Annotated in this window: 20 protein-coding genes; 16 read left to right on the top strand and 4 right to left on the bottom strand. The window is 71.1% G+C overall.

Annotated features, from left to right (window positions below):
- Nucleotide 1 precedes the first annotated feature (1 nt).
- On the bottom strand, nucleotides 2–439 hold the full coding sequence (locus J2X46_RS02220; protein WP_310246350.1) for a metallopeptidase family protein: 438 nt from the start codon (nucleotides 437–439) through the stop codon (nucleotides 2–4).
- 49 nt (nucleotides 440–488) lie between these two features.
- Between J2X46_RS02220 and J2X46_RS02215 the strand changes: the two genes are divergently transcribed.
- From J2X46_RS02215 to J2X46_RS02200, 4 genes are read left to right on the top strand one after another with little or no spacing between them, the layout of a single operon-like run.
- Complete coding sequence (locus J2X46_RS02215; RefSeq protein ID WP_310246348.1) at nucleotides 489–851, top strand: DUF3499 domain-containing protein; 363 nt, start codon at nucleotides 489–491, stop codon at nucleotides 849–851.
- A 30-nt stretch (nucleotides 852–881) separates the two neighbouring features.
- Nucleotides 882–1,046: a Trm112 family protein gene (locus tag J2X46_RS02210; protein WP_310246347.1), complete on the top strand. Its 165-nt coding sequence runs from the start codon at nucleotides 882–884 to the stop codon at nucleotides 1,044–1,046.
- Nucleotides 1,047–1,056: 10 nt separating this feature from the next.
- The gene (locus J2X46_RS02205) at nucleotides 1,057–2,088 is read left to right on the top strand and encodes an SIS domain-containing protein (RefSeq protein WP_310246344.1); all 1,032 of its coding nucleotides are present in this window, start codon (nucleotides 1,057–1,059) and stop codon (nucleotides 2,086–2,088) included.
- Between the two features lies 1 nt (nucleotide 2,089).
- On the top strand, nucleotides 2,090–2,488 hold the full coding sequence (locus J2X46_RS02200; RefSeq protein ID WP_310246341.1) for a hypothetical protein: 399 nt from the start codon (nucleotides 2,090–2,092) through the stop codon (nucleotides 2,486–2,488).
- Nucleotides 2,489–2,491: 3 nt separating this feature from the next.
- Here the strand turns inward: J2X46_RS02200 and J2X46_RS02195 are convergent, their stop codons facing one another.
- Nucleotides 2,492–3,364, bottom strand: coding sequence for a GNAT family N-acetyltransferase (locus J2X46_RS02195; protein ID WP_310246338.1), 873 nt, complete (start codon nucleotides 3,362–3,364; stop codon nucleotides 2,492–2,494).
- Nucleotides 3,365–3,399: 35 nt separating this feature from the next.
- Nucleotides 3,400–3,744: an HIT domain-containing protein gene (locus tag J2X46_RS02190; RefSeq protein WP_310246335.1), complete on the bottom strand. Its 345-nt coding sequence runs from the start codon at nucleotides 3,742–3,744 to the stop codon at nucleotides 3,400–3,402.
- 178 nt (nucleotides 3,745–3,922) lie between these two features.
- Between J2X46_RS02190 and J2X46_RS02185 the strand changes: the two genes are divergently transcribed.
- On the top strand, nucleotides 3,923–4,426 hold the full coding sequence (locus J2X46_RS02185) for a GNAT family N-acetyltransferase (protein ID WP_310246330.1): 504 nt from the start codon (nucleotides 3,923–3,925) through the stop codon (nucleotides 4,424–4,426).
- 9 nt (nucleotides 4,427–4,435) lie between these two features.
- The gene (locus tag J2X46_RS02180) at nucleotides 4,436–5,002 is read left to right on the top strand and encodes a GNAT family N-acetyltransferase (RefSeq protein ID WP_310246328.1); all 567 of its coding nucleotides are present in this window, start codon (nucleotides 4,436–4,438) and stop codon (nucleotides 5,000–5,002) included.
- On the opposite strand, the gene J2X46_RS02175 is transcribed toward J2X46_RS02180, so the two are convergent.
- Nucleotides 4,999–5,532: a DUF4240 domain-containing protein gene (locus J2X46_RS02175; RefSeq protein ID WP_310246325.1), complete on the bottom strand. Its 534-nt coding sequence runs from the start codon at nucleotides 5,530–5,532 to the stop codon at nucleotides 4,999–5,001. The two genes, J2X46_RS02180 and J2X46_RS02175, sit on opposite strands and share 4 nt — an antisense overlap.
- 102 nt (nucleotides 5,533–5,634) lie before the next feature.
- Between J2X46_RS02175 and J2X46_RS02170 the strand changes: the two genes are divergently transcribed.
- The 10 genes from J2X46_RS02170 to secA all read left to right on the top strand — a co-directional run bounded on the left by J2X46_RS02170 (nucleotide 5,635) and on the right by secA (nucleotide 19,089).
- Complete coding sequence (locus J2X46_RS02170; protein ID WP_310246322.1) at nucleotides 5,635–6,717, top strand: DUF808 domain-containing protein; 1,083 nt, start codon at nucleotides 5,635–5,637, stop codon at nucleotides 6,715–6,717.
- A 96-nt stretch (nucleotides 6,718–6,813) separates the two neighbouring features.
- Nucleotides 6,814–8,241: an adenosylhomocysteinase gene (ahcY, locus tag J2X46_RS02165; protein WP_310246321.1), complete on the top strand. Its 1,428-nt coding sequence runs from the start codon at nucleotides 6,814–6,816 to the stop codon at nucleotides 8,239–8,241.
- A 41-nt stretch (nucleotides 8,242–8,282) separates the two neighbouring features.
- Nucleotides 8,283–8,981: an MtrAB system response regulator MtrA gene (gene mtrA, locus J2X46_RS02160; RefSeq protein ID WP_397212537.1), complete on the top strand. Its 699-nt coding sequence runs from the start codon at nucleotides 8,283–8,285 to the stop codon at nucleotides 8,979–8,981.
- Between the two features lie 10 nt (nucleotides 8,982–8,991).
- Entirely contained in the window at nucleotides 8,992–10,593 is a 1,602-nt protein-coding gene (gene mtrB, locus J2X46_RS02155) for an MtrAB system histidine kinase MtrB (RefSeq protein WP_310246320.1), read from the top strand.
- Nucleotides 10,590–12,329 (top strand): LpqB family beta-propeller domain-containing protein, encoded by a 1,740-nt coding sequence (locus tag J2X46_RS02150; RefSeq protein ID WP_310246318.1) that lies wholly within the window; start codon nucleotides 10,590–10,592, stop codon nucleotides 12,327–12,329. The genes mtrB and J2X46_RS02150 overlap by 4 nt, the downstream gene beginning before the upstream one ends.
- A gap of 65 nt (nucleotides 12,330–12,394) precedes the next feature.
- Nucleotides 12,395–13,087: a phosphoribosyltransferase family protein gene (locus J2X46_RS02145; RefSeq protein ID WP_310246316.1), complete on the top strand. Its 693-nt coding sequence runs from the start codon at nucleotides 12,395–12,397 to the stop codon at nucleotides 13,085–13,087.
- 428 nt (nucleotides 13,088–13,515) lie between these two features.
- Complete coding sequence (gene hpf / locus J2X46_RS02140; protein ID WP_310246313.1) at nucleotides 13,516–14,127, top strand: ribosome hibernation-promoting factor, HPF/YfiA family; 612 nt, start codon at nucleotides 13,516–13,518, stop codon at nucleotides 14,125–14,127.
- A 73-nt stretch (nucleotides 14,128–14,200) separates the two neighbouring features.
- On the top strand, nucleotides 14,201–14,875 hold the full coding sequence (locus J2X46_RS02135; protein WP_310246309.1) for a response regulator transcription factor: 675 nt from the start codon (nucleotides 14,201–14,203) through the stop codon (nucleotides 14,873–14,875).
- Between the two features lie 146 nt (nucleotides 14,876–15,021).
- Nucleotides 15,022–16,242 (top strand): DNA glycosylase AlkZ-like family protein, encoded by a 1,221-nt coding sequence (locus J2X46_RS02130; RefSeq protein WP_310246306.1) that lies wholly within the window; start codon nucleotides 15,022–15,024, stop codon nucleotides 16,240–16,242.
- A gap of 15 nt (nucleotides 16,243–16,257) precedes the next feature.
- Nucleotides 16,258–19,089 (top strand): preprotein translocase subunit SecA, encoded by a 2,832-nt coding sequence (secA, locus tag J2X46_RS02125; RefSeq protein WP_310246302.1) that lies wholly within the window; start codon nucleotides 16,258–16,260, stop codon nucleotides 19,087–19,089.
- Nucleotides 19,090–19,094: the final 5 nt, after the last annotated feature.

Here is a 19,094-nt window from a genome sequence, read left to right as displayed (position 1 = left end):
CTCAGTCGATGTAGCGCTCGTCCACCTGGCCGGGCGTGATGCCGAGGAGCTCGGCGAGCTGCTCGACCACGACGGTGTGCACCATCGCCTCCAGCTCGTCGCGGTTGGTCGCCCGTTGCTCGATCGGGCGCCGGAAGAGGACCAGCCGCGTCGGCGCCTGCCCCTTGCCGCGGACCAGCGAGGACAGGGGCACCGTCTCGTCACCCCAGTCGTCGGGCAGCATCGGCGCGTCCTCGACGGCGTACTCCACGAGGCCGAGGTGGCACTGCCAGCGCTCGTCGAGGGGCGTGACCACGTCGAGCACGAGCTGGTCGAACTTCTGCCGCGCGGTGCGCAGCGCCGGGGTGCCCGGCCAGTCCGGGACGACTCCCGGACCGCGCATGCCGCGGCCCCGCCGGTCGCGGGTGCGTCGGGGTGCGGGCTCGGGTGCGTCGTCCACGCCGCGAGCCTAAGCGCCGCGCGTGCATCCGGCGGGTAGCGTCGGCGCCGTGAGCCTTGCCCGTCGTTGTTCGCGTACGGCGTGTGGCCGTCCTGCGGTCAACACGCTGACCTACGTCTATGCCGACCAGACCGCGGTCCTCGGTCCGCTGGCGACGTACGCCGAGCCGCACGCCTACGACCTCTGCGAGCTCCACAGCGAGCGGCTCTCGGCCCCGCGCGGGTGGGAGGTGCTGCGGCTGGCGCCGGACCCGAAGGCCCAGGGTCCCAGCAGCGACGACCTCCTCGCGCTCGCCGACGCGGTGCGCGAGGCGGCCCGGCCCGCACCGGCTCCCGTCCCGCTGCACTCGACCGACGACCCGACCCGCGGCGCCAAGCGTGGCCACCTGCGCGTCCTCACGCCGACCGACTGACCCCGATCCGGCTGTCCTAGGATTCGGGGCGTGAACATCGACGCGCAGCTCCTGAGCATCATCGTCTGCCCGGCCTGCCACGGCACCCTCGCCGAGCAGGCCGACGAGCTCGTCTGCCAGGGCTGCGGCAACGCCTACCCCGTGCGCGACGACATCCCGGTGCTGCTCGTCGACGAAGCCCGCAAGCCCGACTGAGGAGTACGCCGTGGCGACCTGGTTCGACGAGGCCCGGCTCGACGACGCCGGCGTGCTCCAGACGGTGGACCTGCGCTTGCGCACGCTCGCCGAGAGCGGTGCCCGGGTGCGCCGTGAGGCCCACGAGGCCGCAGCCCCGATCGCCGAGCTCATCGCACGCGGTCGCGACGAGGCCCGTCCGCGCGCGGTGATCGCCGCCGGTCCCGACTCGCGCCTGCTGCGCGCGGTGCTCGAGCCGTGGTGCCCGGTGCCGTTCGTGGCGTGGCCCAACCCCGGTCTGCCCGGCTGGGCCGGCTCCCTCGACCTGGTCGTGATGCTGGCGCCCGAGGGCAACGACCACGGCTCCGCGTCGGCCGTCGCCGAGGCCGTACGCCGCGGCGCGCAGGTCGTCGTCGCCTGCCCCGAGCGCTCCCTGGTCGCCGAGCACGCCGCCGGCCGGCACGTCACCGTGCTGCCCACTGTCACCGGCGACCAGCTGGCCACGGCGGTCGTCGTGCTCGACTACCTCTCCCACGTCCACCTCGGACCGCAGGCTGACGCGGAGTCGGTCGCCTCGTCCCTGGACGAGGTCGCCACCAACTGCTCGCCACACCGCGACCTCGCGGTCAACCCCGCCAAGATGCTGGCGATCGCGATGGCCGACACCAACCCGCTGGTCTGGGGCGGCTCGGTGCTCGCGGCCCGCGCGGCGCGACGCCTGGCCGAGTCGCTGCGACGCACGTCGGGCCGCTCCGCCATCGCGGGCGACGCCGAGCACCTGCTGCCGGTCATCGAGGCCGCCAAGCAGCACGACGTGTTCGCCGACCCGTTCGCCGACGAGGGCGGTGACCTCCGCCCGCTCCTGCTGATCCTCGACGACCGCTCCGACGATCCCGTCGTCCGCGAGCAGACCGGCGAGCTGAGGGCCGCGGCCGCGCGCCACGGCGTACGCGTCGAGACGGTGGAGACCACCGCCGACGCCGAGGTGGGGCGCTACGCCTCGCTGCTGCTGACCGGCACGTATGCCGCGGAGTACCTCCGCGTCGGGCTCGTCGAGGACTGACGTGCCGCTCTTCGGTCGGCGTGACGACGGGTACGACACGCGTTCGCGTGACCTCGTGGTGTCCGCCGAGCCCGTCGTCACCGCCGACTCGTTCATCGTGCTGGTCGACCTCGTGGTGCGCTGGGACCACGTCCCGGAGGAGGAGGGCCCCGGCCTCGACTGGACGCCGACCGACGAGGTGGCGATCGAGGCCGTCGCGATCGCCACGCTTCGGGTCGAGGGGGAGAAGGCCACGCGCGACGAGCTGGTCGCGGAGCGGACGCGCCTCGCGGACCCGGTGACCAAGGCCCTGTCGTTCGCCCCGGTGGCCGCGGGCTTCCGGTCCACGCTGGTCTCGCTGGAGGTCCGGCCGCACGAGGACGGCGCTCGCCGGACCAGCGAGTTCCGCGTCGTCGGCTGACTGCTAGCGCGCCAGCCGCACCCCGAACACGAGCGCGTCGGTGCCGTGGACGAAGGCGGTGCGCTCGAGCTCCATGCCGAGGTTGCGGGCGACGCTCTGGGAGGGAGCGTTCTCCCGACGGATGATGGCGACGAGGTGCTCGACGCCGTGTGCCGCGGCGAGGTCGCGGACCGCACGGGCGGCCTCGGTGGCGTAGCCCTGCCCTCGCCAGTCGGACAGGAGGTGGTAGCCGACCTCGACGTGCGGCGTTCCCTCGATGTCCTGCATCGTCAGCCCGCAGTCGCCGATGAACTTGCCGTCGTGGGTCTCGAGCACCCACAGACCGAAGCCGTGCTCCGCATGGTTGCGCTCCTGCCACTCGATCCACCGCACTGCGTCGTCATGGGTGCTGGGCGGGCGGTCGCCGCGCATCGGGTCGAAGTCCACGAGCATCGCTCGGATGTCGTCGACGTCGGACCTCTGAATCCGGCGGAAGCGGAGTCGCTCGGTCGGCCCCGGCGGCGCCCACCCGGGTCGCGTGCCCTCCGGCGCCTGCTGGCCGACGTCGGCCCAGACCTCGGTCAGCTCGACGACCAGGTCGTCGCGGACCGTGACGAAGCTGGCGACGGCGAAGAGCAGGTCCCGGCCATCACTGTCGGTGCCGATGACGCGCGCCCGCAGGACGCCACGGTCGCCGTCGGCCACGAGGTCCTCGACGTGCATCCGCTGGAAGCCGGGGTAGTCGGCGTTCAGCCGCACCCACCCGTCGCGGTCGAACACCTCACCGGTGTGCACGAGCCGGCAGGTGAAGTCGTCGTGGAGCAGCGCCGGCAACCCGTCCCAGTCGTGGGCGTCGATCACCTCCGCGAGGCGGGTCAGGAGGGTGGCAGCGTCCATGCCGCCAGTCTGGCGCAGTCCTCCGACACCCGTGCTCACCCGCACTCGGGGCCCGAGTGCACGTGGACGTGGAGGTGCTTGGAGTCCTGGTAGCGGCCGAGGTTGGTGAGCACCGCGGCCGCACCGTGCTCCTCCTCGACCTGCCGGGCGATCCGCTGCACGACCGCCAGCAGCGCGCGTACGTCGACCTCGTCCTCTGCCGTGACCGTGGTGAACGAGGAGATGTGCCGCTTCGGCACCACCACGACATGCACCTCCCAGAACGGCCGGGTGTGGTGGTACGCCAGCACCAGCTCGTCCTCGTGCACCACGTCGATCGGGATCGCGTGCGGGATCGCCAGGTCGCAGTAGAAGTCGTCACCGTCGTACGCCGCACCCATGCGGTCATCCTCGCAGCGGACGAGCCTGTGGCCCCGGCCTGCACCTCAACCGACAAGCCCACGCCGGTTGAGCAGCGAGCGCCAGCGAGCGTGTCGAAACCAAGGGGAGCCGCGAAGAGCTCGAGACCTCGATCGTCGGGCTACGTTGTCGGGCACCGGCCGAGGCTAGTGTCGCGACATGCTCACCGACGGGCCGCCGCTCCGCGAGATGCGCACGTCCGACGTCGATGACGTGATGGCGGTCCAGGAACCGGCGTCGATCGCCGGACTGTCAGGGGTGTTCCCGCAGGACACGCACCCGTTCCCGCGCGACGTGCTCGCCCAGCGGTGGCGAGACGAGATCGCCGACGACGAGGTCGACTGCTTCGTCATCCTCCGCGACGGCGCGGTCGCCGGGTTCGCGGCGACCTGCGGTGGCGAGGTGAAGCACTTCGGGGTCGCGGTCGAGGAGTGGGGCAGCGGGCTGGCGATCGCGGCCCACGACCAGCTCGTCGCCCTCGTCCGCGCGGCCGGGCACGCGACGCCCTGGCTGCGCGCGTACGCCGCCAACCCGCGAGGCCGCGCGTTCTACGAGAAGCTCGGGTGGACCGACACCGGCGAGCGGAGCCGGGGTCCGATGCCGCCGCACGCCGAGCTGATGACGTACGAGCTCCGTCCCGAAAATGTCCGCAACCGGTCCTAGCGTGGCGTCGTGACCTACGAGACCAAGCTGCTCACGCCGGAGACCTGGGACGACTTCGCCGCCCTGGTCGAGGCCAACAACGGGGTGTGGGGCGGGTGCTGGTGCATCGGCTTCCATCCCGAGGGCCTCGGAGGCACGGCAGAGGACCACCGGCTCGCCAAGCGAGCACACACCGACGCGGGCACCGTCCACCAGGTGCTGGTGTATGACGGCGAGCAGGCGGTCGGGTGGTGCCAGTTCGGCAGCCCGGCCGAGCTGCCCAACATCAAGAACCCGAAGGTCTACGACAAGGACCTCGCCGACCTGCCGGCCTGGCGGATCGGCTGCATCTTCACCGGCAGCAAGCACCGCGAGAAGGGCGTCGCCCGGGCCGCCGTCACCGCGGTGCTCGAGGAGATCCGGAAGGCCGGCGGGGGAGTGGTCGAGGCCTACCCCGAGCAGGTCGTCGACCGGAAGCCCCAGCGCGGTGCCTACCTGCACACCGGGCCGGAGACCCTCTACGAGGACTTCGGCTTCGTCCGCGACCGGCAGATCGCCAAGTGGCGCTGGGTCATGCGTCGCACCGTGGCGGCCTAGACCCGGGGATCGGCCACCGCGTCGAAGAAGAGCTCGCCGAGGCCGCACCCGGCCGCCGCGTCCGGGAAGTCGCGCAGCCTCTCCGGGTCGACCAGCACGGCCTCGTAGGCGGCCTGCCCGTGGGCGATCACCCAGCTGCGGTAGTCCGCGCCGAGGTCCTGGCCGAGGCCGAGGCCGGGCGCACAGATGTCGTCGGCCACTTCCATGGCCGGCTTCAAAGCCCGATTGAGGCGCACGAAGGTGCTGCGGAACTCCGCGACCCTGTTGTCGGGGAGGCGTGACAAGGCGTCGCGCAGGGCGTCATCCTGCTCCGCGTCGCCGTCTTGGGCCACCGCGCACGACGCGTGCACGAGATCCCAGAACCGTGCGTCGCGACCGCCGTGGCCGCCGCAGTACTCCGGCAGACCACCGTCGACCCAGGCGTCGGTCGTGACCGGCTCGACGGGGCCGGACGCGCAGCCCGCGCCGAGGGCGGCGACGAGCGCCAGCCCCACCCAGACGCGTCCGCGCCGAATCGTGCCCCCAGACATGGGCGGGAGTCTGTCAGGCGCCACGTGCTTGCGGGGAGGAAAGGCGCAGCGCGGCGTCGATAGGCTGGCCCGGTCACGACCCACGACCTGAAGGATCACTCCATGGCCGGCGGACTGTTCGCCCTCCTCGACGACGTCGCCGCCCTCGCCCGGATCGCGGCCGCCAGCGCGGACGACGTCGCTGCGGCCGCCGGGCGCGCGAGCGCCAAGGCGGCGGGCGTGGTCGTCGACGACACCGCGGTGACCCCGCAGTACCTCCACGGCTCCGCGGCCGAGCGGGAGCTGCCGATCATCAAGCAGATCGCCATCGGCTCGCTGCGCAACAAGCTCCTCTTCATCCTGCCCGCGGCCGTGCTGCTCGGGCAGTTCCTCCCGTGGCTGCTGCCGGTGATCCTGATCTTCGGTGGCGCGTTCCTCGCCTACGAGGGCGCCCACAAGGTGCACGAGCGCCTCACCGGCCACGCGACCGAGGCCGAGGAGGACGTCTCCGAGCAGGGGGAGTTCACCCCCGAGCACGAGAAGGCCACCATCGCCAACGCGGTGCGCACCGACTTCATCCTCAGCGCCGAGATCATGGTCATCGCGCTCAAGGAGGTCGTCAGCTCCGACCCCGACGCCAGTATCTGGATCCGCGCGATCGTGCTTGCCGTCGTGGCGGTCCTGATCACCGTGCTCGTCTACGGCGTCGTCGCGCTGATCGTGAAGATGGACGACGTCGGCCTCCACCTCGCCGAGAAGGAGTCCAAGGGCTCGCAGCGCGTCGGGCTCGCCCTCGTCGCCGCGATGCCGCGCCTGCTGGCGGCGATCTCGTTCATCGGCACGCTCGCCATGCTCTGGGTCGGCGGCCACATCTTCCTCGTCAGCCTGTACGAGATCGGCGGGCACGACGGCCTGCTCGAGGGCACGGGAGTCGGCGACGCCCTGCACGCGCCGTACGACCTGCTCCACCACTGGGAGGAGGACGTCCACCACGCCATCGGCGGTGCCCTCGGCAGCCTCGTGGGGTGGCTGCTCAACACCGTCGTCTCCGCGGTGGTCGGCCTCGTCGTCGGCTTCGTCCTGCTCTACGCGCTGCGCGCCTTCGGCATCGGCGGGCACCACGGCGACGAGCACCCGAGCGACCACGAGAGCGCCCCGGCGGACGAGCCCGCGGACGGCGGCGTCGAGGATTCCCCGAATCGCTGAGGACGGTCCTACTCTCTTCTGGTCCGCGCGGGAGATCCCGACGATGCACAGATGTGCGGCGCAGACGCACCTCCTCAGAATCCGGGAGACACACTGATGGACTTCAACGTCGCCGACCTCAGCCTCGCCGCCTACGGTCGCAAGGAGATCGAGCTCGCCCAGCACGAGATGCCCGGCCTGATGGCCATGCGCGAGCGCTACGGCAAGGAGCAGCCCCTCGCCGGCGCCCGCATCGCCGGCTCGCTGCACATGACGATCCAGACGGCCGTGCTGATCGAGACCCTCGCGGCTCTCGGCGCGGACATCCGCTGGGCCACCTGCAACATCTTCTCCACCCAGGACCACGCCGCTGCCGCGGTCGTCGTCGGCCCGAACGGCACGCCCGAGGACCCGCAGGGCGTCCCGGTCTTCGCCTGGAAGGGCGAGACCCTCGCTGAGTACTGGGACGAGGCGGAGAAGGTCTTCGACTTCGCCGAGGGCGGCCCCAACATGCTGCTCGACGACGGCGGCGACATCACCATGCTGCTGCACCTCGGTGTCGAGTACGAGAAGGCCGGCGCCGTGCCGTCGCAGGACTCCACCGACAACGAGGAGTTCAAGGAGGTGCTGCGCGTCCTGGCCCGCTCGCTCGAGTCCGACCCGCAGCGCTGGACCAGGCGCGCCCCGCTCGTCAAGGGCGTCTCCGAGGAGACCACCACCGGTGTGCTGCGCCTCTACGAGCGCTTCAAGGAGGGCACGCTCCTCTTCCCGGCGATCAACGTCAACGACTCGGTCACCAAGTCGAAGTTCGACAACAAGTACGGCTGCCGCCACTCGCTCGTCGACGGCATCAACCGCGCCACCGACGTCATGATCGGCGGCAAGGTCGCGGTCGTCTGCGGCTACGGCGACGTCGGCAAGGGCTCCGCGGAGTCGCTGCGTGGCCAGGGCGCCCGCGTCATCGTCACCGAGATCGACCCGATCTGCGCGCTGCAGGCCGCGATGGACGGCTACGAGGTACGTCGCCTCGAGTCCGTCGTCGAGACCGCCGACATCTTCATCACCACGACCGGGAACTTCGACATCATCACGGTCGAGCACTTCCACAAGATGAAGCACCAGGCGATCGTCGGCAACATCGGCCACTTCGACAACGAGATCAACATGGCCGGCCTGGCCAAGATCCCGGGCATCGTCAAGGACGAGATCAAGCCGCAGGTCCACCAGTGGATCTTCGAGGACGGCAAGAAGATCATCGTGCTGTCCGAGGGCCGCCTGCTCAACCTGGGCAACGCCACCGGCCACCCGTCGTTCGTGATGTCGAACTCCTTCACCAACCAGGTGCTGGCGCAGATCGAGCTGTTCGCGAAGGCCGACGACTACGAGCTGGGCGTGCACGTGCTGCCCAAGCACCTCGACGAGGAGGTCGCTCGCCTGCACCTCGACGCCCTGGGCGTCGAGCTGACCGAGCTGACCAAGGAGCAGGCCGCCTACCTCGGCGTCCCGGTCGAGGGCCCGTACAAGTCGGACCACTACCGCTACTGATTCCTGACGGATCGGTCGGGTGCCGGACCTACACTGGCGCCATGACTGATCTGGTCGAGCCCGCTCGCGGCAGCGTGCTCGTCGTCGACGACGACGCCTCCCTGGCGGAGATGCTCTCCATCGTCCTCCGCCAGGAGGGGTTCGACAGCCGCATCGTGGGCCGCGGAGACGTGGCCCTCGATGCGTTCCGGGACTACAAGCCCGACCTGGTCCTCCTCGACCTGATGCTGCCCGGCAAGGACGGCATCGACGTCTGCAAGGAGATCCGCGCAGAGTCGGGCGTCCCGATCGTGATGCTCACCGCGAAGGGCGACACCATCGACGTCGTGGTCGGCCTCGAGTCCGGGGCAGACGACTACGTCGTCAAGCCGTTCAAGCCCAAGGAGCTCGTCGCCCGGATCCGCGCACGCGTGCGCCGCAACGACGTGACGCAGGACGAGGGCCTGACGATCGGCGACGTGACCATCGACGTCGCGGGCCACTCGGTGACCCGCGACGGCCAGCCGATCAACCTCACGCCGCTGGAGTTCGACCTGCTCGTCTGCCTGGCCCGCAAGCCGTGGCAGGTCTTCACCCGCGAGGTGCTGCTCGAGCAGGTCTGGGGCTACCGCCACAGCGCCGACACCCGCCTGGTCAACGTGCACGTCCAGCGGCTGCGCTCCAAGGTGGAGCACGACCCCGAGAACCCCGAGGTCGTGGTGACCGTGCGCGGGGTGGGCTACAAGGCCGGCAAGTCCTAGGACGGGACCGTTGAGCCTGTTCGAACGGCTGCCCCCGATCCTGCGCCACGGGCCGGCCTTCTGGCGCCGGTCCGTGCAGGCGCGCGTCGTGGTGAGCACGCTGGTGCTGTCCGCGGTCGTGGTGGGCGTCGTGGGCTGGTTCCTCATCCAGCAGACCCGTGACGGGCTCCTCCAGCACCGCGTCGACGCCGCCGTCCAGGAGGCCGAGGGCGAGACCGCGTCGGCCCGCGAGCAGCTGGCGGCGATCCCCGGCCTCGACGCCAACGAGTCCCGCCAGCAGCAGGACCTCGTCGAGCCGATCATCACCCGTGGCGCCACCCGCGGCTTCGCGGTCATCCTCTCGCCGCCCATCGGCGAGGGCAGCCGGCTGGCCGACGGCGGCGCGAAGTTCACCCAGGGGCTCGACCTGTCCAGCGTCCCCGAGAGGCTCGAGGCGAAGTTCGACCAGGCATCTGCGACGGCGTGGACCTACACCGACATCAAGACCATCCGCGACGTGCCGGGCCTGCCCGAGGGGCCGGGCATCGTGGTCGGCAGCCAGGTGCGCCTGCCGGCCGACGGAAACACGTACACGCTCTACTACCTCTACTCGCTCAACGAGCAGGGCGAGACCCTCGCCCTGGTCTCCCGGGCGATGCTGGTCGCCGGCGTGCCCCTGCTGCTGCTGATCGCCGGACTCACGTGGCTGGTCACGCGGCAGGTCGTCACCCCGATCCGGATGGCCCGCCGGGTCGCCGAGCGGCTCGCGGCCGGCCAGCTCCAGGAGCGCATGCGGGTGACCGGCGAGGACGACCTCGCCCGCCTGGCCACGTCGTTCAACCAGATGGCCTCCAACCTGCAGAAGCAGATCCGCCAGCTCGAGGAGCTCAGCCGCCTCCAGCGCCGGTTCGTCTCCGACGTCTCCCACGAGCTGCGTACGCCGATCACGACGGTGCGCATGGCCAGCGACGTCATCCACGACGCCAAGCCCTTCCTCGACCCCGTCACCGGCCGGGCGGCCGAGTTGCTGCAGAAGGAGCTCGACCGCTTCGAGACGCTCCTCGCCGACCTGCTCGAGATCAGCCGCTTCGACGCCGGTGCCGCCGTGCTGGAGACCGACGACGTCAACCTGGTCGACGTCGCCCACCGGGTCGTCGACATGACCTCGGCGCTCGCCGCCCAGCGGGAGACGCGCGTCATCGTGCACGACCCCGGCGTGCCCTGCATCGCCGAGGCCGACGTACGCCGGGTGGAGCGGATCGTGCGCAACCTGGTCACCAACGCCATCGACCACGCCGAGACGCGCGATGTCGAGATCTTCGTCGACGCCGACCGCCAGGCGGCGGCGATCGCGGTCCGCGACCACGGCGTGGGCCTGGGGCCGGGGGAGTCGGCGATGGTCTTCAACCGGTTCTGGCGGGCCGACCCCGCGCGGGCCCGCACCAGCGGCGGCACCGGTCTCGGCCTGTCCATCTCGCTCGAGGACACCCACCTCCACGGCGGTTGGCTCCAGGCCTGGGGCCGCCCCGGCGAGGGCGCGCAGTTCCGGCTGACGCTGCCGCGCCACCTCGGCACCCAGCTGCGGCACTCGCCGCTGCCGCTCGTGCCCGACGACGCCCGGGAGACGGCATGATCGCCCGCGCACGCCTGGCCCGGGCGTTCGTCTCCGCGGCCGCCTGCACGCTGCTCGCCGGCTGCGTGCAGATGCCCAGCGAGGGCCCGGTCGTCGAGCCCAAGGCGTCCACCGAGGTCGACGAGCTGCCCGGCTTCGCCTTCGACCCGCGCCCGCCGCAGGCGGGGCAGTCGCCCGAGGAGGTCGTCGCCGGCTTCCTCGAGGCGATGCGGGCCACGCCGGTGAGCAACACCGTGGCGCGCCAGTTCCTCTCCACGTCCGCGGCCGAGACGTGGGTGCCGGAGCAGCAGATCATCACCTACAACGAGCTCGGCACCGCCTCGGGCAACACCTCGGTGCAGATCCCCATGACCGACGTGAACCTGTACGACGCCCGCGGCGCGTGGGAGCGCACCCAGGTCTCGCGGACCCTCAGCCTGGGGCTGGTCGAGGAGGACGGCGAGTGGCGCATCGACGAGGTGCCCGACGCCCTGATCGTCCCCGACTCCTGGTTCGGCGACTGGTACGAACGCGTCTCCCTCTACTTCTTCGACCCCACCGCCGAGGTGCTGGTGCCCGAGCCGGTCTTCGTGCCGCGCGGTGACCAGTTCGCCTCCTCGCTCGTGCGTGGCCTGCTCATGCCGCCGTCCGACGACGACGCCGACGTGGTCCGGACGTTCTTCCCGGCCGGCGCTCGCGCCCTCTCGGTCCCGATCAGCAGCGGCGGCATCGCCGAGGTCGCGCTGTCCGGCGACCCCGGCGCGGTCGACCAGGACACGGCTGACCGGATGCTCGCCCAGCTGGCGTGGACGCTGAAGCAGGACGACCGCATCAACGCCGTGCGGCTGAGCATCGGCGGGCAGGCGGTCGGCTTCCAGGACGGCTCGTCGTTGGTGAACGTCGGCGTCGGGAGCCTCTACGACCCCAACGGCGCGGGGTCCAGCAGCGAGCTGTTCGCCCTCGATCGCGGACGCGTGGTCAGTGGCGCGATGGGCGCCTTCCAGGAGACCCTCGGCCCCTTCGGCCAGCAGGACCTCGGCATCCGCTCCATCGGGGTCTCCCTCGACGGCTCCCGCGTCGCGGCGGTGTCCGGCACGGGGACCGGGATGTCCATCGCCCCGACCGAGGCGCCCGACGGCGAGGCGACCCCGGTCGTGTCCGACGCCGTCGACCTCGCGGCTCCCAGCTGGGACTACCGCGGCCGGACCTGGGTCCTCGACCGGGGTGCCGGGAGTGCCCGCGTGATCCTCGTCGTCGACGGGGTCGCCCGCGACGTCGTGGTCCCCGGGCTGACGGGTCGCACCGTCACCAAGCTGCTGGTCTCCCGCGACGGCAGCCGACTGGTCGCGGTCGTCCGCGGCCCCAAGGTCGACCGGGTCGTGGTGAGCCGGGTCCGCCACGACGCCGCCGGCACCGTCGTCGGCTTCACCCCGCTCCAGACCCTGCCGGTGCCCGCCGAGGGCAGCCCCCGCATCCGCGACATCGGCTGGCGCTCACCCACGTCCGTGTCGGTGCTCAGCGACCTCACCGACGAGTCGTCGCAGGTGCGCACGCTGTCGGTCGACGGCGCGCCCGGGGAGCTGTCGTCCGGCGGCACCATCCGGCTGCGCGGGCGCTCCCGGGTGCTCGTGTCGTCGCCCGTCGACCTCGCCGAGATGTACGGCCTCGCCGGCCGGAAGGTCATCGACCTGACCCGGCTCGAGCGCTCCGTGTCGGACCTGCCGCAGGGCCTGACCTCGCTGACCTACACCGGCTGACGCCCCGTCCACAGGCCAGGGCGCGGCCGGTTGCCGCTGTCGTGCCCGGCTGCTGCGATGGCGTGGTGCTCGACGAGGCCCTCGACCTGTTCCTCGGCAGCCGCTGCGTGGGCTGCGACCGGCCGGGCCGGATGCTGTGCCCGGCGTGCCGGTCCGGGCTCTCCGCGGAGGCCGCCGTGGCGTGGCCGACCCCGACCCCCGCGGGGCTCGCGCCGCCCTGGGCGACAGCGTCGTACGACGGCGCCGTCCGCGCGCTCGTGGTCGGCCACAAGGACCGCGGTCAGTGGGGCCACCGTCGCGTGCTCGGTGACCTGCTGGCCGTGTCGGTGCACGCCGCCGTGGCCGGGCTCGACCCTGCCGTGCCGGTGCTGCTGGTCCCGGTGCCGTCGCGTCCCGGGGCGGGCCGCCAGCGCGGCTACGAGGCCACCGCCGCGCTCGTGCGCACCGCCGCCGCGCGCGTACGACGTACGCGCGAGGTCGCGGTGGCACCGGTGGTCGTGTCCCGCGGCGCGGCCGACCAGGCGGGCCTCGACGCCCGCGGCCGGGCCGCCAACGTGCACCTCTCGATGCACTGCCCGACACCCCTCCTCGGGCGCCTCGCGCGCCGCCACCGCACGGCGTGGGTCGTGGTGTGCGACGACGTGGTGACCACCGGCGCGACCGCCCGCGAGGCCCAGCGCGCGCTCGAGGCGGTCGGCCTCGCGCCCGTCGCGATCGCCGCGGTCGCCGCCACCCGTCGGCGCTCGACCGACAGGTGACCCTGCTGTTGGCCCGGAGCCGATGAGGGGCTAGCGTCTTGTCATGGAGTCCGCCCGGGTCCGTGGTTGCGTCACGGAGAGGGTTGCGCGCGGCACCGTCAGGTGCCTCGCCCGGTCTGCCCCGTGGCAAGCCGATGCCAGTCGCAGGCGAAACGGTCCACGTAAGTCCACGGGTGCTGCGCTCTCGAGCGCAGGGCCCGCAGGACGATCACGGTGCGGCTTAGAAGTAAGTCCTGCCTCGGCGCCGACACCAGATGTGTCGGACGTCGGGAGAAGGCCAGTAGTGACGGAGAAGTTGCGAACGCTTCAGCAGGCGGTTGTGGGGTCGAAGACCAGGTCGGCCGGGCGGACTCCATCCCACCCTGCCCCGGCGCACGGCGCCGCGGCCCATGGAAGGGTGCGGCCGCTCGCTAGTTGAGGAGGTTCACATGGAGGTTGTGGTCACGGGACGGCACTGCGAGGTGTCGGATCGCTTCCGCGAACATGTCTCGGAGAAGCTCACCCGTCTGGAGAAGCACGATCACCGCATCATGCGCGTCCAAGTGGAGGTGGAGCTCGAGAAGAACCCCCGCCAGCACGACCGGTCGACGAAGGTCGAGCTCACCGCGTTCTCCAAGGGACCGGTGATCCGCGCCGAGGCGGCCGCCGAGGACAAGATGGGCGCCCTCGACCTGGCGCTGGACAAGATGCAGGCGCAGATGCGCCGTGCTGCCGACCGCCGCCGCGTGCACAAGGGCCGCAACGCCCACGTGGGCGTCGGCGAGGCCCTGGCCGGCCTCCCCGAGGCCGACGACGCGGCCGACGACGACGGCGTGATCGAGCGCAAGGTCGGCCCGATCACGGTGCACGGCGACGGGCCGCTCGTGGTGCGCGAGAAGTCCCACGCCGCGGCCCCGATGACCCTCGACACGGCGCTGTACGAGATGGAGCTCGTGGGCCACGACTTCTACCTGTTCGTCGACAAGGAGAGCGAGCGTCCTTCGGTGGTCTACCGCCGCCGTGGCTACGACTACGGCGTCATCTCGCTCGACGTCGACTGAGCTGCCTCACGCCGTCGTACCACAACGAGTGACAAGTGCGACGCAGGTCACGCGCGCATGACATGATGCGCGCGTGACCGAGGCACACAGCAGCGAACCCGTCCGCGTCCTGGTGGTCGACGACCAGGAGCTCTTCCGTCGCGGCCTGATCATGCTGCTCGGCGGCGACACCGACATCGAGGTCGTCGGCGAGGCGGCTGACGGCGTCACCGCCACCGATCTCGCGGTGAAGACCGCTCCCGACGTGATCCTGCTCGACGTCCGCATGCCCCGCCGCACCGGCGTGGAGGCGTGCCGCGCGATCAAGGAGGTCGTCCCGGCCGCCAAGATCATCATGCTGACCGTCTCCGACGAGGAGGCCGACCTCTACGAGTCGGTCAAGAACGGCGCCTCGGGCTACCTCCTCAAGGACTCCTCGATCGAGGAGGTCGCGCAGGCGATCCGCGTGGTCAACGAGGGCCAGTCGCTGATCAGCCCGTCGATGGCGGTCAAGCTCATCGACGAGTTCAAGCAGATGTCCAAGCCCGAGCGCGAGCAGGGCCCCGGGCTCCGGCTCACCGACCGCGAGCTGGAGGTGCTGCGGCTGGTGGCCAAGGGCCTCAACAACCGTGAGGTCGCCAAGGAGCTGTTCATCTCCGAGAACACGGTGAAGAACCACGTCCGCAACATCCTGGAGAAGCTTCAGCTCCACTCCCGCATGGAGGCCGTCATGTACGCCATGCGCGAGAAGTTGCTGGACCTTCCGTAGGACCGAGGCACGAGGTCCTGCGCAGGTCCAGCAAGGTCGAGTAGCCGCGCGGGGGAGGAACGAGCCCGCGACCGGCGTATCGAGACACCGGTCAGTGGACCGCCGACATCAGCCACGCTGTCGTACCCACGTGGTTGAGTTCCGGCGTGGACCAGCTCACGCAGCTCCAGGCCCGTCGCATCGCGCTGGCCGCGCAGGGCTTCACCGACCGCGCCCACGCGGTCCCGTCGATGAAGACCTTCGACCGCACGGTCGCGCGCACAGGCGTGCTCCAGGTCGACTCGGTCAACGTCCTCCAGCGCGCGCACTTCATGCCGCTCTACTCCCGGATGGGCCCCTACGACGTCGACCTGCTGCGCCGCGCCTCCGAGCGCCGCCCGCGTCGCGTGGTGGAGTACTGGGCGCACGTCCAGGCCCTGATGCCGGTCGACCTCTGGCCGCTCATGCGCCACCGGATGGACCACTACCGCTCCGAGCGGGGCAAGTGGGGGTTCGTCGCCTCCGACCCGGGGCTCGAGGCGCGGGTGCTCGACGCGGTGCGCGACCGCGGGCCGGTCACCGCCCGCCACCTCGAGGAGGAGTTCAGCACCGGCCCCCGCGACCGCAAGCACTGGGGGTGGAACTGGTCGGAGGCCCGCAAGGTCCTCGACTACCTCTTCCTCGTCGGCGACGTCGCCATCGCCGGCCGCAACAGCCAGTTCGAGGTCGTCTACGACCTGACCGAGCGCGTGCTGCCGCCGGCAGTGCTCGCCGCACCGACGCCGACGCCCCAGGACGCCGTCACCGAGCTCGTACGCCGTGCCGCGCGCTCCCACGGCGTCGCCAGCGCCGCCTGCCTGGCCGACTACTACCGCCTCCGCCTGCAGCCCGCGCCCGGGAAGGCCAGCGCCAAGGTCGCCGTCGACCAGCTGGTCGAGGAGGGTGAGCTCAGCCCGGTCAAGGTGCAGGGGTGGAAGCGCCGGGCCTACCTCCACCGCGAGGCCCGGCTGCCCCGGAAGGTCGGGGCCCGCACGCTCCTGAGCCCCTTCGACCCGGTGGTGTGGGAGCGCGACCGGGCCGAGGCGCTCTTCGACTTCTTCTACCGGATCGAGATCTACGTCCCGGCCGAGAAGCGGCTCCACGGCTACTACGTGCTTCCGTTCCTGCTCGGCGACCGACTCGTGGCGCGGGTCGACCTCAAGGCCGACCGGAGCGCCGGGGTCCTCCTCGTGCCGGGCGCCTTCGCCGAGCCGCACGCGCCCGCGGAGACCGCCGAGGAGCTCGCCCTCGAGCTGCGCCGGCTCGCCGGCTGGCTGGGCCTGGACGACGTCGTGGTGGGTGCCCGGGGCGACCTGTCCGACGAATTGCGGGTCGCGTTGGGACGGTAGGTACAGTTACCACTCGTGCCTGCCATCATCGACAAGCTCCTCCGCATCGGCGAGGGCAAGATCCTCCGTGAGCTCGAAGCCATCTCGAAGGCCGTCAACGCCATCGAGGACGACTTCGTCAAGATGACCGACGACGAGCTCCGCGGCATGACCGCCGAGTTCCGCGAGCGGCTGGACAACGGCGAGACCCTCGACGACATCATGCCGGAGGCCTTCGCGGTCGTCCGCGAGGCGAGCAACCGCGTCCTCGGCATGCGCCCGTTCGACGTCCAGGTGATGGGCGCCGCCGCGCTGCACCTCGGCAACATCGCCGAGATGAAGACCGGTGAGGGCAAGACCCTCGTCGCCGTGCTGCCGTCCTACCTCAACGCCCTCGCCGGCAAGGGCGTCCACGTCGTCACGGTCAACGACTACCTCGCCAAGTTCCAGTCCGAGCAGATGGGCCGCGTGCACCACTTCCTCGGCCTGACCACCGGCGTGATCCTGCCGTCGATGCGTCCCGCCGAGCGCCGCGAGGCCTACGGCTGCGACATCACCTACGGCACCAACAACGAGCTCGGCTTCGACTACCTCCGCGACAACATGGCCGACTCCGTCGAGGAGTGCGTGCAGCGCGGCCACAACTTCGCGATCGTCGACGAGGTCGACTCGATCCTCATCGACGAGGCCCGGACCCCGCTGATCATCAGCGGACCGACCCAGGACGAGGTCAAGTGGTACGCCGAGTTCGCCAAGATCACCAAGACGCTGAAGCGTGACGTCGACTACGAGGTCGACGAGAAGAAGCGCACCATCTCCGTGCTCGAGCCCGGCATCACCCGCGTCGAGGACCACCTCGGCATCGAGAACCTCTACGACTCGGTCAACACCCCGCTCATCTCGTTCCTGAACAACTCCATCAAGGCCAAGGAGCTGTTCCGCAACGACAAGGAGTACGTCGTCATGGACGGCGAGGTGCTCATCGTCGACGAGCACACCGGCCGCATCCTGGCCGGCCGCCGCTACAACGACGGCCTCCACCAGGCCATCGAGGCCAAGGAGGCCGTGACCGTCCGCGAGGAGTACCAGACCCTCGCCACGATCACCCTCCAGAACTACTTCCGCCTCTACGAGAAGCTCTCCGGCATGACCGGTACGGCCATGACCGAGGCCTCGGAGTTCGACAAGATCTACAAGCTCGGCGTGGTCCCGATCCCGACGAACCGCCCGATGCAGCGCCTCGACAACGTCGACCTCGTCTACCGCACCGAGGAGGCGAAGTACGAAGCCGTCGCCGACGACATCAGCGAGCGCCACGAGAAGGGCCAGCCGATCCTGATCGGCACGGTGTCGGTCGAGAAGTCGGAGTACCTCTCCAACCTGCTGCGCAAGCGCGGCATCCCGCACACCGTCCTCAACGCCAAGCAGCACGCCGACGAGGCCAAGGTCGTCGCGCTGGCCGGCCACAAGGGCTCGGTCACCGTCGCCACCAACATGGCCGGCCGCGGCACCGACATCATGCTCGGCGGCTCCGTCGACTTCCTCGCCGACCAGGAGCTGCGCAAGCAGGGCCTCGACCCGGTCGAGACGCAGGAGGAGTACGACGAAGCCTGGCCCGCCATGGTCGAGCGCATCAAGGCGCAGGTCGCGGCGGAGCACGACGAGGTCCGCGACCTCGGCGGCCTCTACGTCGTCGGCACCGAGCGCCACGAGTCGCGCCGCATCGACAACCAGCTGCGCGGTCGTTCCGGCCGACAGGGCGACCCGGGCGAGTCCCGGTTCTACCTCTCGCTGCAGGACGAGATGATGCGCCTGTTCAAGTCGGAGTGGGTCGACCGGATCCTCACCGTCCTCAAGGTGCCCGACGACGTGCCGATCGACGCCAAGCGCGTCAGCAACGCCATCGCCGGCGCCCAGGCCAACATCGAGTCGCAGAACTTCGAGTCGCGCAAGAACGTCCTCAAGTACGACGACGTGATGAGCCGCCAGCGTGAAGTCATCTACGCCGAGCGCCGCCGCGTCCTCGAGGGCGCCGACCTCGGCGAGCAGATCCGCGGCTTCATCGACGACGTCGTCACCGGCTACGTCCGCGGTGCGACCGAGGGCTACGCGGAGGAGTGGGACCTCGACGGCCTGTTCACCGCGCTCGGCCAGCTCTACCCGATCGGCGTCACCCAGGAGGGCCTGGTCAAGGCCGCCGGTGGGCTCGAGGGCCTGAGCCGCGAGACCCTCATCGAGGAGATCCAGAAGGACGTCCAGGAGGCCTACGACCGTCGCGAGGACGAGATGGGCGAGGAGGTGCAGCGCGAGCTCGAGCGCCGCGTCGTCCTCTCCGTGCTCGACCGCAAGTGGCGCGAGCACCTCTACGAGATGGACTACCTCCGCGAGGGCATCTACCTCCGTGCCTACTCCCAGCGCGACCCGCTGGTCGAGTACCAGCGCGAGGGCTTCGACATGTTCACCGCGATGATGGACGGCATCAAGGAGGAGTCGGTCGGCTTCCTCTTCAACCTCCAGGTCGAGGTCGACGGCGGCGACGACGAGCCCGGCGAGCCGGAGCCGGTGCAGGTCGCCGCGCCGCAGGTCTCGGCCGCGACGCCGCAGATCGACTTCGCCCAGGCGCAGTCCCACGCCCCGCAGATCCGGGCCAAGGGCCTGGAGAAGCCGTCGCGACCGCAGAACCTCTCCTACAGCGCGCCCAGCGAGGACGGCGAGGCCGAGGTGCACGCCGAGACCCAGGCCGCCGACGACCCGTTCGCCGGCATCGGCCGCAACTCGCTGTGCCCCTGCGGCTCGGGCCAGAAGTTCAAGCGCTGCCACGGCGCCCCCGGCGGGGCCTCGGGCTACACCACCCGCGCCGGCGGCTGAGCCTG

It is taken from the genome of Nocardioides sp. BE266 (assembly GCF_031457855.1).
GTDB lineage: Bacteria > Actinomycetota > Actinomycetes > Propionibacteriales > Nocardioidaceae > Nocardioides.
Note: the sequence above shows the minus strand (reverse complement) of the source record. Positions and strands in the feature narration are given on the sequence as shown.